We start from the raw sequence: 14,045 nt of genomic DNA on the forward strand, positions 1-14,045 counted from the left end.
ATTCTAAACGTCGACTTTTAGGACTCCGAAGGCGGTGGTTGCTCGCCAACACATTGGCAGCGATCGATAGCGACATGCTGTCACTGAGCATAGGTGTCTCCCGTCTTGCGAAGCCGAGTAATCTACCTTGTGTTTTTCCCGATCGAGGAAGACCGGAAGCCGCCTTTTTGCTTCGGCGGTTCGATGCGCTGATGGGAGAACCCGAGAGCAGCAAGGGTGACGACATCATCACGGGGCAGACTGCCAATCCTCCTCTAAGTATCAACCATTACACCAGATCACCTTTCCTTGCTTGAGGAAGAAATGGCTTCGGCATCCAGTCGTTCGGTGAACCGATGGGTGGAGTGACGCGGCCGCTTGGCCTTCCCAATCTATAGTCCATCGAGGGTGGCCAGAGCTAGCCAAAGAGAGCTGGATCAAATCACCACACTCACATGGACAGGTCATTGCGGCAAGCCAATAGCACCCTTCAGACCCCACGACGTACAATATGTATTGATCGAGTGAATCGGGTATCTCATCACACTTGCGTAAGCGATATTTTGGTGTGATTCCGAATAGCCGTTGAAGCCAACGAAGGAATCGCAACATTTAAGCACCCGATCCGGCTAGAAGACTCTGCAACCCAAGCGGTGGCTCGGTATCGCCGTAACCCATCCGAGCCGAAAATATAGGGCATGAATCACTTTCCGGACTGTCGCTGCTGGCTGGTGGGTCGCTGAGCACAAGACGTCGATATGCATACTCGCGATTCGACTCAACTCGGTAGGGGTGAAGCCTCGCAAGGAGCTCATTCACAGCAAGCGCAGCCGCTTGCATATTGATTGATATGACCGCAGGCTGGTCAACGCGGGCATTGCGGACGTAGCCTTCTTTAAGCCGGTCCGCATATTGCTGAGGATTTTCCCGCTTCAAGAACGCAGCATCCAAGTCCGCTTGGGTATACACACCTCGGCTCAGCAAACTGGAACCGCCAGGCTGGATATAGTGTACAGCCGCGCAAATCTGATCAACGCCACCAGCACCATCTGCATCAATACGGACACCAACATCAATGAGCGGGATAAGGTAGTAGCTCGCCAGCTTGTTCAGCAGATGTCGCCCATCGATTGAGTCCATGCATCCAACTAGTACGTCGCAAGTAGACAACTGATGAATGACCTCTCGACTCATCAAGTCTGCTTTGAGATCAACGACCCCCACGCCTAAGCCCATCGCGGTGATGCTTCGGCGCATAACTTCGACCTTGCTTCGTCCCTGCTTTGCGTCTTCCCAAGTGCTATTCAGGATGCGATTAAGGTTTTTGTCCTCAATGTGATCAGGGTCGACAAGAACCAACTCCCCCACGCAGTTTCTAGCGAGCTGCTCTATCACAATACTACCGGTACCCGAGCAACCAACAACGCCTATCCGAAGGGATCGGAGTAGGTTGTAGGTGTTTTCACCGAAAGTTTGGGCGATTCGCTGAGCATAGCCAGGAGTGACTTTTGGGGTGGAGTGTTGGCGCCAGACCTGAATATCGTCTCCTGCAATTCGAATCTCATCAAGGGGCTCGCCAAGACGATCTGGCCAGATCGCCCGACCAAACATTTCCCCACTCGGCAACATCACAACACTGGCCTGAGGCTCTTCCGTGTCAAGCCACCCAAATACCGAGGAAAAAAAATCGGTGTCCGATCGATCATCGGTGTGAGAAAACTCGTCGTAACCGCCAGGGTGGCTATGTATCTTGACTACAGATAGTCCCCGATTCATTGCTGCCGTAAGTGCGGGAATAACCGATTCCGGCGACCATGTTACGCGATGAGGTTCTCGGACCCGGCATGCCTCATATGGAACCGGGATGATCGACTGCACCAGAAAGCTGGTGCCTCGATCATTTGTTGCCTTACCGCATAGCGCAATCACGACAGCCTCCTTTCCATCTCCAGGGAAGAGATGGTTCATTGCCTGCATGTGATGCACGCCAGCCATGGCCAAAGAGTAGCGCCTCATCATTTGCTTAGCTCCGCGGCTAACCAGTCGGAGACCAAAGTCATGTGCGTTTCCAGGCAGTCGATCCCCATGCGCCATGCACTGCCACCCGTGCGGTGACGAGACCACCGTTGCCATTCTTTGCCATCAAATTGATCAGAAGATAGAGCACCGATCGGACGAGCGTCCGCACGTATAAGCGGCGGGTAAAAATAGGCCATGTCGATTTGGGTGTCCGGGTAGCCGGGTGGCAGTTGGACGTTAACACCTACAGCACTGCTGTTGTAGCCGGCGGGTACAGGCCAGCTATGAATCACAACCCGACGAACACCACCAACCATAGAGGTCTCCCATAGGAGACCAAGCGAGTTCAAGTATTGCTCGTCATCTTCAAGAAGGCGGAAGTCCCGATGAGGAACAGGGCCTTCGCCCTCGGTAACCTCGTTCGGAATCGTCATGAAGCGCTCAATGCCCGGCTTAAGAAAGCTCACGACCTCATCAAGCTCGATCTTCCGTACACTTGGACCCTCCTTTATCTGAAGGATATGGCGCTCGGGGGGGACCTTACCAGCCAGTTCTAAGATCTGACGCCCACTCATTTCAGATACATCGACGACGTATTGCTGCTTGTCGACTTTGATCTGATACTTCTTTCCGTGTGGGACCTCGAGCTTAGCTTTTGCATAGGCTTCCAGGTTTACAGCTTCATCGTTGGTAGTCATTTTTCAATTTCCTTTAAGTGAATTGGTCCCTCGCTAGTCGAAAAGTCGACAGCGATGAACAGAAAACCTTGGGAAAACTTGACAGTGTGAACCAGCGAAGAGAGACTCTTAGGTGACCAAACCCGAAGTCAGCACTTTGCTGGTTTCACGAGAGGCAAGCTTTCTAGCTTGCCTCTTTTCATTTATGCATCTGCATTTTTCCCCTCCTGTATCGTTGAGCACAGCAACCGTTTACCGAATACCTTTGGACGATCATTTCACATCCTTCGGTGGACACGGATCGTTGCCGTACGAGTCCCGGGCACGGATGCGCCCATTTTCGCCATGGATCAGTAGCTCACCCTGACTTTGCTTTGCCATTAGCCGGCCTGCGTCGATGGCTTGCTGCTGCGTATCAAAAACCTGGGTTGCTCTCTGTCCTCCCTCCCGAAGCGTACCCCACTGATCGGCGCGTCTTACGATGTGGACATTATTGCGATTTGCCATTACACACCTCCTATCAGACTTGACGACCTTGAGTTTACAAACCATAATTTCAACTGTCAATTTGTAAACCAAACTAGTCGGGAGTAGACCATGATTGGAAACCGACTGAAGCGCGCCCGGGAGTCCAAAGGGCTCTCCCTGAGAGAGCTTGACGCTCGCATCCTAGGGCATGTTTCGGCGCAGGCTATCGGAAAGTACGAGCGCGATGAAATGATGCCGGGCTCCACTACGCTGTTGGTACTGGCGGATGCTTTGGGCGTGACTTCGGAATATCTACTAAGCCGCCAGGAAATTGAACTTACCGGCGTGGATTTTCGCAAGGGTCCACAAGCAGGCCCTAAAGAGGAGCGTGCCGTTGAGTCGGCTGTGCTGGATCAAGTAGAGCGTTACCTGGAACTCGAGGCGCTGATGCCAGAAGCAGGTGAGATTTGGCAGTTGTTCGATGACCCAGCTTTCTTAATTGAAAACATCGAAGATGCTGAGCGCGCAGCAGACTCTCTAAGAGAACAGTGGAAATTGGGTATCGACCCAATCCCGTCGATGGCTGAGCTCCTTGAGGAAAAGGGCGTCAAGGTCATCTCACTGGAGTTGCCAGAGAAAGTCTCAGGCTCCAAGGCTCACGTCAGTCGACCGCAGAAAGAGAATGTGCCTGTGATCGTCGTGAACAAACATCACAACGGCGAGCGGCAGCGCTTCACCTTGGCACATGAGTTAGCCCACTTAGTGCTTCAGTTTGCTGGGCTGAGTGATGCTGAACAAGAGAAAGCTGCAGATCGGTTTGCCGGTGCTTTCCTGATGGCCAAAGAAATGATGACTCAGTTGCTCGGCGAGCACCGAACTTCGATTTCACTTGGCGAGCTGGTAGAGCTGAAAAAGCTGTTCAAAGTAAGCATTGCTTCCCTAGTAGTGCGTTGCGCACAGCTAAGTGTAATTACCAAAGCCACTTATGGACGCTTATTCGGACAGATCAAAGCACTTGGCTGGAATGGTCAGGGATCCAATGAGCCACACTTACTTGCTGCTGAAGTACCACAACGAATGGAGCGCATGTGCTTCAGAGCTGTGGCTGAGGGAGCTGTCTCTGAATCCCGAGCCGCCGAGCTGCTAAGAATCAGTGTTCGTGAGCTCGATGCTAGATTGATGGGGATAGGAGTGTAAATTTTGATCATCCTCGTCTCCGACACCTCCGTTTTGATCGACTTGGAACGAGCTGGGCTACTAGACGCCGCGTTTTCGTGCGGAATGACAATGGTAGTCCCCGATTTACTCTATCAGCGCGAGTTGGAGACACATAACGGTCCATATCTACGCTCCCTTGGCTTGGGAGTTGTTGCGCTAACCGCCCAAGAGCTGTCAGAAGCTCAAGATATAAAGTCGCAGCGTTCGGCGCTGTCATTGCCCGACTGCTTCGCGCTAGTCTGTTCAAAGAGGCCTGACCACTGCCTTGTTTCGGGTGATAAAGCATTGCGAGGAGAAGCAGCGGCAAGAACTGTCACCGTACTGGGACTGCTCTGGCTTCTCGACCGCATGGAGGAGAGGGGTGTTCCTGTACAGTCACTGAATGCCGGACTGACGAGCCTTCTTAGTCACCCTAGATTCCGCTTGCCTCGTGATGAAGTTGAGGCGAGATTGGCTCGCTGGCGCGCAGCCTAAACCAAGATGGGAATGCTGTGTGAGCCCCCCAAGTTGATTGCAGGATGATCACGCAGCCATAAAAACGACCATTACCGTCCGGCCTTGAGCAAGGTAATTCCGTAGCCACTGACCAAATGAGAGCGCCCTTCTGATGGAACTCGCTCCTTCCTTAAGGTTAATAAACCAATCGAAATGCCACAAATTTGCCACACTCCCCCCCCCCGCTAACCGGAGCGGAAACCCGCTAATTCCAGCTACCACAACCCTTTGATTTCCCAGCTAATCCCCGCTAACGTATTGATTCTAAACGTCGACTTTTAGGACTCCGAAGGCAGGGGTCGTGGGTTCGAATCCCGCCTGGTGCACCATCTTCTTTCCCTTGTATTACAAGGGATAGCGCTCCTGACAGAAACCTGTCCTGGTCCTGAAAGTCGTTTTGCCAGAATTTTTCCACACGTGAACGTGGCGGGAATGGTCGAAATGGCAACAATCAGGAATTGCGGCGAGTATCAGTGGGAAGCGCAAATCCGCCGTATGGGCTATCCAGTCCGACGCCAAACCTTCGAAACCAGAACCGACACCCAAGCCTGCGCGCGCATGATCGAAAGCGAAATCGACCGCTATGCGTCGTGGTGAGATTTTTGAACGGCACTGGAAAAATGTGAGCCTGGATCGCAGATCCGGAGCGCAAAGCCCTGAGGAATATTTCCCTCCAGTCTTTGGATAGTGCCAGCCGTGTAGAAGCCCCACCAAACTGTGTTTGGTGGGGCTTCATTTTACAGGGCCATATCAGCTGCGGGATTACTCTCGTGCTGAGGTTTCGCCTGAACTGGAGCCGGGTTTTGTGGAGCACCCGCCTGATCGATCACGGGTGGGGGATTAAGTTGGAGGACTTGACTGGTATACGCCCACTCTTGATGAACGCGATCGGCGCTGTCGTTGAGCTTGGTACCGTAACTCGGAATGATCTGATGCAGCTTCTCCTGCCAGGCAGGGGTGGCGACCTTGTCCTTGAACACGCTCTCAAGCACGTTCAGCATGATCGGAACCGCGGTAGACGCGCCTGGCGATGCACCCAGCAAACCTGCAATGCTGCCGTCCTGGGAGCTGACAACCTGGGTTCCCAGTTTCAGTACGCCGCCCTTTTCCTCATCGCGCTTGATGATCTGGACACGCTGGCCTGCTTGCCACAGACGCCAGTCTTCCTTCTTGGCGTTGGGGAAGTATTCCTTCAGGGCATTGAAGCGGTCATCATCCGACAGCATGAGCTGGCCGGCCAGGTATTCAACCAATGGATATTGCTCGATGCCGACCTTGGTCATAGGCCAGATGTTGTGTGCGGTCGTGCTCGTCAGCAGATCGAAGTAGGAGCCTTCTTTCAGGAACTTCGTGGAGAAGGTCGCGAAAGGGCCAAACAGGATCACGCGCTTGCCATCCAGCACGCGGGTATCCAGGTGCGGGACCGACATGGGCGGTGCGCCAACGGAAGCCTTGCCATAAGCCTTGGCCATATGCTGTTCAGCGATCGCCGGGTTATCGGTCACCAGGAAGGAGCCGCCTACCGGGAAGCCTGCATATTCCTTGGCTTCAGGAATGCCCGACTTCTGCAGCAGATGCAGTGCACCGCCGCCCGCGCCAATAAACACGAACTTGGCGTCAGTTTGGGTTTCAGAGCCGTCTTTCAGGTTCTTGTAGGAAACACGCCAGGAACCGTCTTTATTGCGCGTGATGTCTTGCACTTCACTCGAAAGCTTCAGGTTGAAGTTAGGCTTGGTTTGCAGATACCCGACGAACTGGCGTGTGATCTCGCCGAAATTGACATCCGTACCGATTGGGGTCCAGGTAGCCGCGACCTTTTGCTTCGGGTCACGTCCTTCCATCATCAGCGGAACCCATTTCTTGATTTGTTCAGGGTCTTCGGAATACTGCATGCCCCCGAACAGCGGACTGGTCTGGAGAGCGTCGTAGCGCTTCTTCAAGAACTGGATATTGTCATCGCCCCACAAGAAGCTCATGTGCGGCGTGGAGTTGATGAAGGAATGGGGATTCTTCAGGACGTTGTTATTGACTTGCCATGCCCAGAATTGACGCGTGATCTGGAAGAACTCATTGATTTCAATGGCCTTGGAGATATCGACCTTGCCATTCTTGTCTTCTGGCGTGTAGTTCAACTCAGCCAGGGCAGAATGGCCGGTACCGGCATTGTTCCAGCCGTTCGAGCTTTCCTGGGCGACGCCATCGAGGCGTTCAACCATTTCCATTGACCAGCCGGGTTCGAGTTCATTGAGCCCAACCCCCAGGGTCGAACTCATGATGCCGCCGCCAATGAGTAGCACATCCACTTTTTTTGCCTCGGCCGCGTGAGCGGGCACGAGCGTCATCGACATCGCAAGGCCCAGCAGAGCCGTGTTCATTTTTTTCAACATACGGTGATCCCTAAGATAGAACGCCATCCGCCCGCAATCCTTAATCATGAGGTGTCCTGGCTCACGGCATGCAATGCCATATGCCATAGACTCCCGCACTCAGAAGGAATAGAGGGTGGATACAAGGCCGACAGGACACTATCGACCTCACTTTTATGTCCCTCCTGCGCTGACTTCTTGTTGATTATTGGCTCAGCTACTTAGGTGACATTGATTCTGTTGGTACGTCATTGGACGCAGGAAAGATAGATCCGACCCGCTCACTAAAACCGCGCCCGTCGGCCTCTACGGGAAGCCTTCGAGGTTTGGCCACCGCGCATGGACACGTACGATGGGGTCTTTCGTGCCAGTTCGTGTTACCTGATTGCGGCCTGTGGCCGCACCGGCATAGTACCATGAGCTATATAGCATTAGCCGCATGATCGCCAAGCAACCCTGTCCTGAACAAGGTTTACACCTTCTGACTGATCTTCAGCAGAGGCGGGGCTTTTTCGCAGGCAAGTTACTCGCATTTTCGGTCCTGTCGACCTGCTCAGACTCAACAGTCTCCTCATCCTGCGCTTGCACCGGATGCACTACCTTACGGCTTGCAGCAATGGCTCTGCGTATGTCCTCGCCCATTGTCGGGCAGTTTTTCAGTTTGGAGATGCCGTCAAATCGTTGCGTCATGGCTCACCTCCAACGCGCCGAAAAATGATCCCTCAGCGCCGATAACGCCGCACCACGCTGCTGTTGCTCAGCACATGGTCTTTGATCTTCTCCATCAACTGGGCGCGGGTCAGGCCGGCGGGCAAGGCGTCCGGGGCCAGGTCCAGGGCGTAGAGCTGGATGATGTAGTGGTGAGCGCTGTCGCCGACGGGTGGGCAGGGGCCGACGTAAGTGGTGGTGTTTTTGCTGTTGGTTCCGCCAACCCCCTCAAGGGCAGATTTTGCGCCGACACCAGGCGCAATACGGTGAGTGGTGGCCTTGATCCCGTAATGTACCCAGTGATCGACACCCTGGCCTTTCTGGCCGTCCGGGTCGTACATGACGAAGGCATAGCTGAGGGTGCCTTCAGGGCCTGCATTCCAGCTCAGGGCCGGGGAAGCGTTTTGTCCACCGCAGCCTCTGGCATCACTGGCGGCTGAGTGGGTGAACAGGCGGTTGTCCGATACACCGGGAATGCTGAGGGTGAAGCGTTCCTGGGCTTGCGCGGGCAGTTGCAGGCAGAGGGCAGCTGCAACGGCCGCAAACCAAGGGTTGAGAGCAAATCGGGTCATACCAAAGCACCTTACGCTGATGGGGCCGTCGTCGGCCTGACGACTATATCTGGACTGTTCGTAAGGTGGCAGTGGAGATGATGTTCTCTGAGTGCACAAAGCAGCCGCTGCCAGTGAATGAGGGCTGGCGGCCGGCGCCATATGACCCAGCCATGCTTTCCTACGACGCCGTCTTCCATGGTGACTACGGGGAAAAGACAAATCCGCACATTCCTTCAGATTCGCCCTGCAAAGCAAAACGCCCAGTCGATCCGCTGATGCGGTGACCGGGCGTTCGACTTGAACCTGCGTGCTTAAGACAGTTGCTGCTGACTCGACAGACGACTTATTGAGCGACGACAGAGCCGCTGAACTTGCTCATCACGAAACCGACAAACTGCTCGACGGTCATTTTCTGGCCGTTGAAATCCACCTGATTGTTGGCGTAGTGCAACTTGGAGACGATGTTGTTGCCGTCCAGTTTTGCCAGTTCAGTCCCGACCGCCATGCTGCTGACCATTTCACTGGTCGTGGCCCCTTGGTCGGCAATGGTCTTGGCATCGGTCTGACCGTCTATCTGCGCTTGCACACTGGCCACGTCGGCGATCATCGGCTTGGACAGCAGCAGATTGAAATCCAATAGCGAAACAAGCTGCTTGCCCACTTCCATTGGCGGCAGCTCCATCGATTGCGGTTTGGTCAGGTCGACGACCAGGCTCACGCGGCCTTCACCGTTGGCGGTATTGAGCGAGAGGTTTTCCAGGGCAATCCGCGGTTTGGCGGCCAGCAGTTTATCCAGATCAGCCTGGACCTGAGCCTGCTCGGCAACGGTCAGCTTCAGCTCTGGCGCCTGCTCACCCGCGGCAGCCGCTGCGGCGGCGGCAGCCTCGTAGGGTCGCAGCTTGTTCTGGTAAACCTGCATCAGCGACATCGCAGCAGGAATATCAAGGTTCTTCATGCTCCAGGCCATATTGGCTGCGCCAACAGCCTTGCCGTTGTAGGCGATTTCGCCAACTTTATAGTCGGCGCGCCCCGCCAGACTCGTGCCGGACTCGTCAGAGGAGCTTTTTGCTTCGGAGTTTTTAAGGGTCAGCACCGATTGCTTCTCGCCAAAGGTCGTCTTGGCGCTGGTCAACTCAAGGGTGTTCTGGCCCAGATAAAAGCCGTAGCTGCTCTTGGTAAGATTACTGGCCAGCGTCAGGCCGTTGAGCTCGACCTGAACCGGAGTCTGATCCTCAGCGACCGTCGACAGGTTGAGGCTGTCCATGTAGCCATTGGCTTTGACCTTCTGCGCCTGGGCACTGGCAGAAATATCGACATTCATACCGGAGAATTTCAGGTTGGATTTGTCGTCCAGCGCCAGCTCCAGCGGCAACAGTTCGAACGTGCCGTTGGTAGAACGGTCGTAACCCATGTTGAGCACGCCCTTGAGCGGGGAAGCATCCTTGGTGGCGGCGAACCATTTTTCGGTGAACGGGGTCTTCTCCAGCTCGTAGCGACTGGTCGCCAGGACCGGGTACAGCTTCAGCGACATCAGACGCGAGAACGGCAGCGGGCCGTGTTCGATATGGTCGACGAACAGCAATTCAACGCCTTCAGGGGCCGCACCGAACATTTCGCCCTGACCTTTGAGGCGATAGTGCGCGGTACTGCTGAACAACTGGCGATCCAGCGATACCAATTCCAGGGTCGCGGTACCGTTGGAGCCGACCATTGCGGTTTGCAGCTCTTTGTTGGCATCGGAAATCGAGGCTTGCAGCGCCCCTTCCAGTTTGGTGCCGGTGTACCAGCCGCCGCCGGCGCTGATTGCACCTATCGCGACAACGATTCCTAACAGTACGCCTGCTGATTTGTTCATGTTTGGCCCGATCAATGTCCGTTGTTGAAAGTGTGGTGGTCTTCCCTGAACCCTTGACGGGTTGCGGCTCGACTCCGCTAAAAGTGATAGGAGATTAGCATTTGCCGTACGGGCCAACCGAACCTTTGAAGGTAATACCAACCATTCGACGATCGGTCCCACGCTGCGACGTGAGCCTTCGAGCTCAAAGGCCGAAGCCTCCCACGCACAGCCGCCACAAAGCAGCCAGCACAGAAAAACGCCCTGCGGCCTTCTGGGTTTATGAAGTATCCGGGCTGCCACACCCGATCACTGAATTGGCAGCGACCCGCGAAGGTTAGCCGCGCGCAAAATCAACGCAACCTCAAAACACTGTCGGAAAAATCCCTCCCCGTCACTTCCCCTGTAGTCACTGCCGAAGGCTCGGGCCTGGTTCAGACGATAAGAACTGACGCTCCTGGTCCCTCTCGCCCGGATTTATGCCAAACCTCGTTTTAGAGTGCGTTTTTTCTGTCAGCTCCAGGTGCAGCGAATTCAGCGCACTTCCCACAGACTATCAATCCGCAACTGGCATCCGGCCTTACCGTTTGGGGCGCATTTTTAGCTTGAAGCCTGCCATTGGGCTTCCGGCCCAAGGATGGGTCGACTGAAAAAAGGATGCCGAATGAAAAATGAAGTCGATGGATACCATTGCGCCGTGTGCCGTGATCAGGCGCAGGCAACACAACGGGCGGAACGAACCAACGACAGAGCCTTCTACGCCGAGACGGCGCAACAGCAGAACGCAGCCATGCTGGCCCGGCAACAGGCCCATGAAGATGAATGCAATCGTCGATGGGAAGAGAAACAGGCCGAAGAACAACGCCGACAAGTCACCGTCACCTTGCGCATCGGCGTGTTTTTCGATGGCACGGGCAACAACCCGTTCAACGTGGAGCTGGGCCAGCGTTGTGGCGCTCATCATCCGATCGCCCCGCAGGATCTGGGTGGGAGTTGCAAGCCGTACATGCAGGATCCGAGCGGGAGTTATGGGAATGAGGTGACGAATGTGAAGGGTCTTTATGACCTTTACCTAGATTCCCGAAGTACCCGCGATATCAAAACGCAAAAACTGGCGTTCAAGAAAGTTTACGTTGAGGGAATCGGTACCACGGCCGGTGAGCAAGACAGCTTGCTGGGCTCGGCGATGGGTCGCGGCGAGACGGGAATTGAGGCCCGGGTATTTCAAGCATTTGGTGAGGCAAAACGAAGGCTTCTTGACTTCCATAATGAAAATCCAGATCTCCAGATTCATTCCCTCATCTTCGACGTATTCGGTTTCAGTCGCGGCGCGGCAGCAGCGCGGCACTTCGCCTGCCTGACGATGGCGAGAATCGGCAGTCCCTTGCACGAAACCCTGGCTTTGCCCAAAAAATTCTTCGCCAATGGTTTCAGCAAAATCTATGGCGAAAGCGTGCACACCGGGTTTATCGGGTTGTTCGACACCGTGGCCTCGGTGGGCGGCTGGAGCAACCTGGGTTATGTACGCAGCCCGGCCGCGCCGGGGGTCAAGCTGCATTTGCACCCGAAGTTCTTTCCCCATGTGCTGCATCTGGTGGCGCGAGACGAGCACCGCGCCAACTTCGCCCTGAATCGGGTGGGTCCGGACCATACGGAAATCAGCCTGCCCGGCGCCCATTCGGACCTCGGCGGCGGCTACCGGGACGAGGCCGAAGAACGGGTAATGCTCATCCCGCTGCAGGCACTGGACGTGCCTGCACACACCGATGTGAAAACCACCTCGATCTACCACGACGCCCAACAAGCGCGAGCCACATGGCACGCCAAAGGCTGGCCCCTGGACATGTTGAGGCTTGTCACCCCCGAACCCGAACTACTACCGGCCGACTCACAGGACCGTATGGCCCCGAAACACAAAAGGGTTTTTGTCGGCTTATTGCTGCAGCGTAAGGTTAGCGCCGGATTGGCGAAGGTGTATTTGCGGGTGATGTACGAGGCGGCGAAAAAGCACGGTGTGCAGTTTGAAGAGATCAATGAAAGACCGGGGTTACGTCCGCCTTCTGAACTGCAAACGCTATGCGATCGTTTTATCTCGGGCGACTACAGCACGACGCCCGCCGAAGAGAAGCTGCTCAGGCACCGTTACATCCATAGGTCTGCCCACTGGACGCCGGGGCTGCTCGCCGGACCGCGCACCAGCAAACTCGAGCTGATCTATGTCAACGCCCCGACCACGGACGCCGTGCGGGTGCAACACCCTCATGTACCGGAATGGATGCTGTAGCCATGAAAAGATTTTTTCCCCTTCTAGCGCTATTAGCTCTGAGCGGATGCCAGACACCGGACCCGCTCTCTGCCAAAAATGATTATAGGAGCCGCTGGTGGTACATCGGTTTTACCGAGCCGGCCTATATGACCGTGTGGGTGGAAACTTCAGCAGTGCAAGACATCCAAGGCCGGCTGTTCCGCGATGTTGCTGCCGGCGTTGCAGCACAGACGCTGGGAGAACAATTTGACTCTGAAGTAGCCCGCGGCTGGGATGGAGTCGGCGGTTCAGGGATGCCGGTTGTTGGCGCCGACCTGCCCAAACGCATCTATGTGCGCTGGCAGTCGATTGTCGAGCGAAAAACCTACAGCGGCTGGATCGATATCTCGGAAGAAACCCGGAATGCCATGCGCAACGCCACTGCGCAGCGCTGCCACAAGATGCCAGAAATCACCGCGAACTCCGCCGCCTCGTTAAATCTGGGCCTGGCCCCCGGTGGAGTCATTCAAGTCTGGGTGCGGGACGACTGCTTCCACGCCAACAAAGCCGACCGCGCCGTGGTCGGCATCGAGCCATTGGGGCCGGATCAAGGGATGTACGAAGGGTATTACGTCAGCATCAAAGCCGCCTCCAAACGCTACATCGAACGCTTCGGCATCCCCTACGGGAGCTGGTGAGGCTCTGTTGAAAACGCAAAAAGATCGCAACCTACGCCAGCTCCGGGTTTTGCGTACGCCCGCGCCTACAGGGGTGTACTCGTTTGCCATAGGAGCTATCGAAGGTTGCGATCTTCGGGGCCCTCATTCCCTCAGGAATACTGAACTTCAATTTCATCCAGTTGATGATCAAAGCTCTTGAGCCGCGCCGTCCAGGTGTACACCAGCACTTCAAAGTCCCGATTGATCACCGCCCCGCTGGGCGACTCCGAACGCGGGTCGCAGAAATCCAGTTGATAGCGTTCCCGGGCCATGGCGGTGGCGACGTCGGAGAGTTCGCGGGCATTGTTCAGCCAGTGCCGACCGTCAGCGATTTGCTTGTCCAGGACCAGGCATTGGTGTTTCAGGGCCTCGAGGCTTTTTTCCAGCGGTGTGCCGGTGAGTTCACCCATGACCTCCTGGAAGGTGCGCCCCGGTTGCCAGTAACTGCCCCAGAAGTAACGGTCAAACACCGTTTCGACCCGGCGCAACGCAACCTTGGTATCCCAGATAAGCACCAGGGTTTTGCCTTGTTCGAGCTGTTTTTTCTTGACCCGCTGGCCCTGAAACATGGCCCAGGCGACCATCACGATGGACAGTACGGCGATCAACGCGATGACACTGTCGAGAAAAAGCAGCGCCTTGTCGATCTGATGGGCCAGCATGATGCCGTAGAAATAGGTAGCAGAAAGCAGCACCACCGCAGCGATGGCGCACCAGAAGCCGGGAGCATAAGGGCTTTTCATCATTCAAATCCCCATGACCA

General features: G+C 55.4%; 15 protein-coding genes. 5 read left to right on the forward strand and 10 right to left on the reverse strand.

Translation table 11 applies throughout. The features are described from left to right. Positions 1–261 precede the first annotated feature (261 nt). The 4 genes from AC07W5_RS06245 to AC07W5_RS06260 form a co-directional block, all read right to left on the reverse strand. The gene (locus AC07W5_RS06245; RefSeq protein WP_495022974.1) at positions 262–591 is read right to left on the reverse strand and encodes a ubiquitination-like system serine protease family protein; all 330 of its coding nucleotides are present in this window, start codon (positions 589–591) and stop codon (positions 262–264) included. After that, a complete protein-coding gene (locus AC07W5_RS06250; protein ID WP_495022975.1) occupies positions 592–1,998 on the reverse strand; it encodes a ThiF family adenylyltransferase in 1,407 nt (468 codons plus the stop codon). It lies immediately after the preceding gene. After that, the gene (locus tag AC07W5_RS06255) at positions 1,995–2,696 is read right to left on the reverse strand and encodes a multiubiquitin domain-containing protein (protein WP_495022976.1); all 702 of its coding nucleotides are present in this window, start codon (positions 2,694–2,696) and stop codon (positions 1,995–1,997) included. Before AC07W5_RS06255 ends, AC07W5_RS06250 begins: the two co-directional genes overlap by 4 nt. A gap of 252 nt (positions 2,697–2,948) precedes the next feature. Beyond that, entirely contained in the window at positions 2,949–3,182 is a 234-nt protein-coding gene (locus AC07W5_RS06260) for a DUF2188 domain-containing protein (RefSeq protein ID WP_495022977.1), read from the reverse strand. Positions 3,183–3,272: 90 nt separating this feature from the next. Between AC07W5_RS06260 and AC07W5_RS06265 the strand changes: the two genes are divergently transcribed. The 3 genes from AC07W5_RS06265 to AC07W5_RS06275 all read left to right on the forward strand — a co-directional run bounded on the left by AC07W5_RS06265 (position 3,273) and on the right by AC07W5_RS06275 (position 5,453). Beyond that, positions 3,273–4,340: a helix-turn-helix domain-containing protein gene (locus AC07W5_RS06265; protein ID WP_495022978.1), complete on the forward strand. Its 1,068-nt coding sequence runs from the start codon at positions 3,273–3,275 to the stop codon at positions 4,338–4,340. A gap of 3 nt (positions 4,341–4,343) precedes the next feature. Next, positions 4,344–4,835, forward strand: coding sequence for a PIN domain-containing protein (locus AC07W5_RS06270; RefSeq protein ID WP_495022979.1), 492 nt, complete (start codon positions 4,344–4,346; stop codon positions 4,833–4,835). A gap of 462 nt (positions 4,836–5,297) precedes the next feature. Further along, entirely contained in the window at positions 5,298–5,453 is a 156-nt protein-coding gene (locus AC07W5_RS06275; RefSeq protein WP_495022980.1) for a hypothetical protein, read from the forward strand. 140 nt (positions 5,454–5,593) lie between these two features. Here AC07W5_RS06275 and mqo read toward each other — a convergent pair whose 3' ends face one another. The 5 genes from mqo to AC07W5_RS06300 all read right to left on the reverse strand — a co-directional run bounded on the left by mqo (position 5,594) and on the right by AC07W5_RS06300 (position 11,189). Beyond that, the gene (mqo, locus tag AC07W5_RS06280; RefSeq protein WP_494994488.1) at positions 5,594–7,243 is read right to left on the reverse strand and encodes a malate dehydrogenase (quinone); all 1,650 of its coding nucleotides are present in this window, start codon (positions 7,241–7,243) and stop codon (positions 5,594–5,596) included. 471 nt (positions 7,244–7,714) lie between these two features. Next, a complete protein-coding gene (locus tag AC07W5_RS06285) occupies positions 7,715–7,912 on the reverse strand; it encodes a hypothetical protein (RefSeq protein ID WP_495022981.1) in 198 nt (65 codons plus the stop codon). Between the two features lie 32 nt (positions 7,913–7,944). Beyond that, positions 7,945–8,502 (reverse strand): YbhB/YbcL family Raf kinase inhibitor-like protein, encoded by a 558-nt coding sequence (locus tag AC07W5_RS06290; protein ID WP_495010950.1) that lies wholly within the window; start codon positions 8,500–8,502, stop codon positions 7,945–7,947. Positions 8,503–8,827: 325 nt separating this feature from the next. Further along, positions 8,828–10,339: a YdgA family protein gene (locus tag AC07W5_RS06295; protein ID WP_495022982.1), complete on the reverse strand. Its 1,512-nt coding sequence runs from the start codon at positions 10,337–10,339 to the stop codon at positions 8,828–8,830. 559 nt (positions 10,340–10,898) lie between these two features. Further along, entirely contained in the window at positions 10,899–11,189 is a 291-nt protein-coding gene (locus AC07W5_RS06300) for a hypothetical protein (protein WP_495022983.1), read from the reverse strand. Positions 11,190–11,201: 12 nt separating this feature from the next. Here AC07W5_RS06300 and AC07W5_RS06305 point away from each other — a divergent pair, with 12 nt between their 5' ends. Then, positions 11,202–12,602: a phospholipase effector Tle1 domain-containing protein gene (locus AC07W5_RS06305; protein WP_495022984.1), complete on the forward strand. Its 1,401-nt coding sequence runs from the start codon at positions 11,202–11,204 to the stop codon at positions 12,600–12,602. Between the two features lie 2 nt (positions 12,603–12,604). After that, on the forward strand, positions 12,605–13,261 hold the full coding sequence (locus AC07W5_RS06310) for a DUF2931 family protein (RefSeq protein ID WP_495022985.1): 657 nt from the start codon (positions 12,605–12,607) through the stop codon (positions 13,259–13,261). Positions 13,262–13,392: 131 nt separating this feature from the next. Here AC07W5_RS06310 and AC07W5_RS06315 read toward each other — a convergent pair whose 3' ends face one another. Beyond that, entirely contained in the window at positions 13,393–14,025 is a 633-nt protein-coding gene (locus AC07W5_RS06315; RefSeq protein ID WP_494994476.1) for an NADH:ubiquinone oxidoreductase subunit N, read from the reverse strand. Positions 14,026–14,045: the final 20 nt, after the last annotated feature.

The organism is Pseudomonas sp. GW821-FHT01E05, assembly GCF_059422425.1.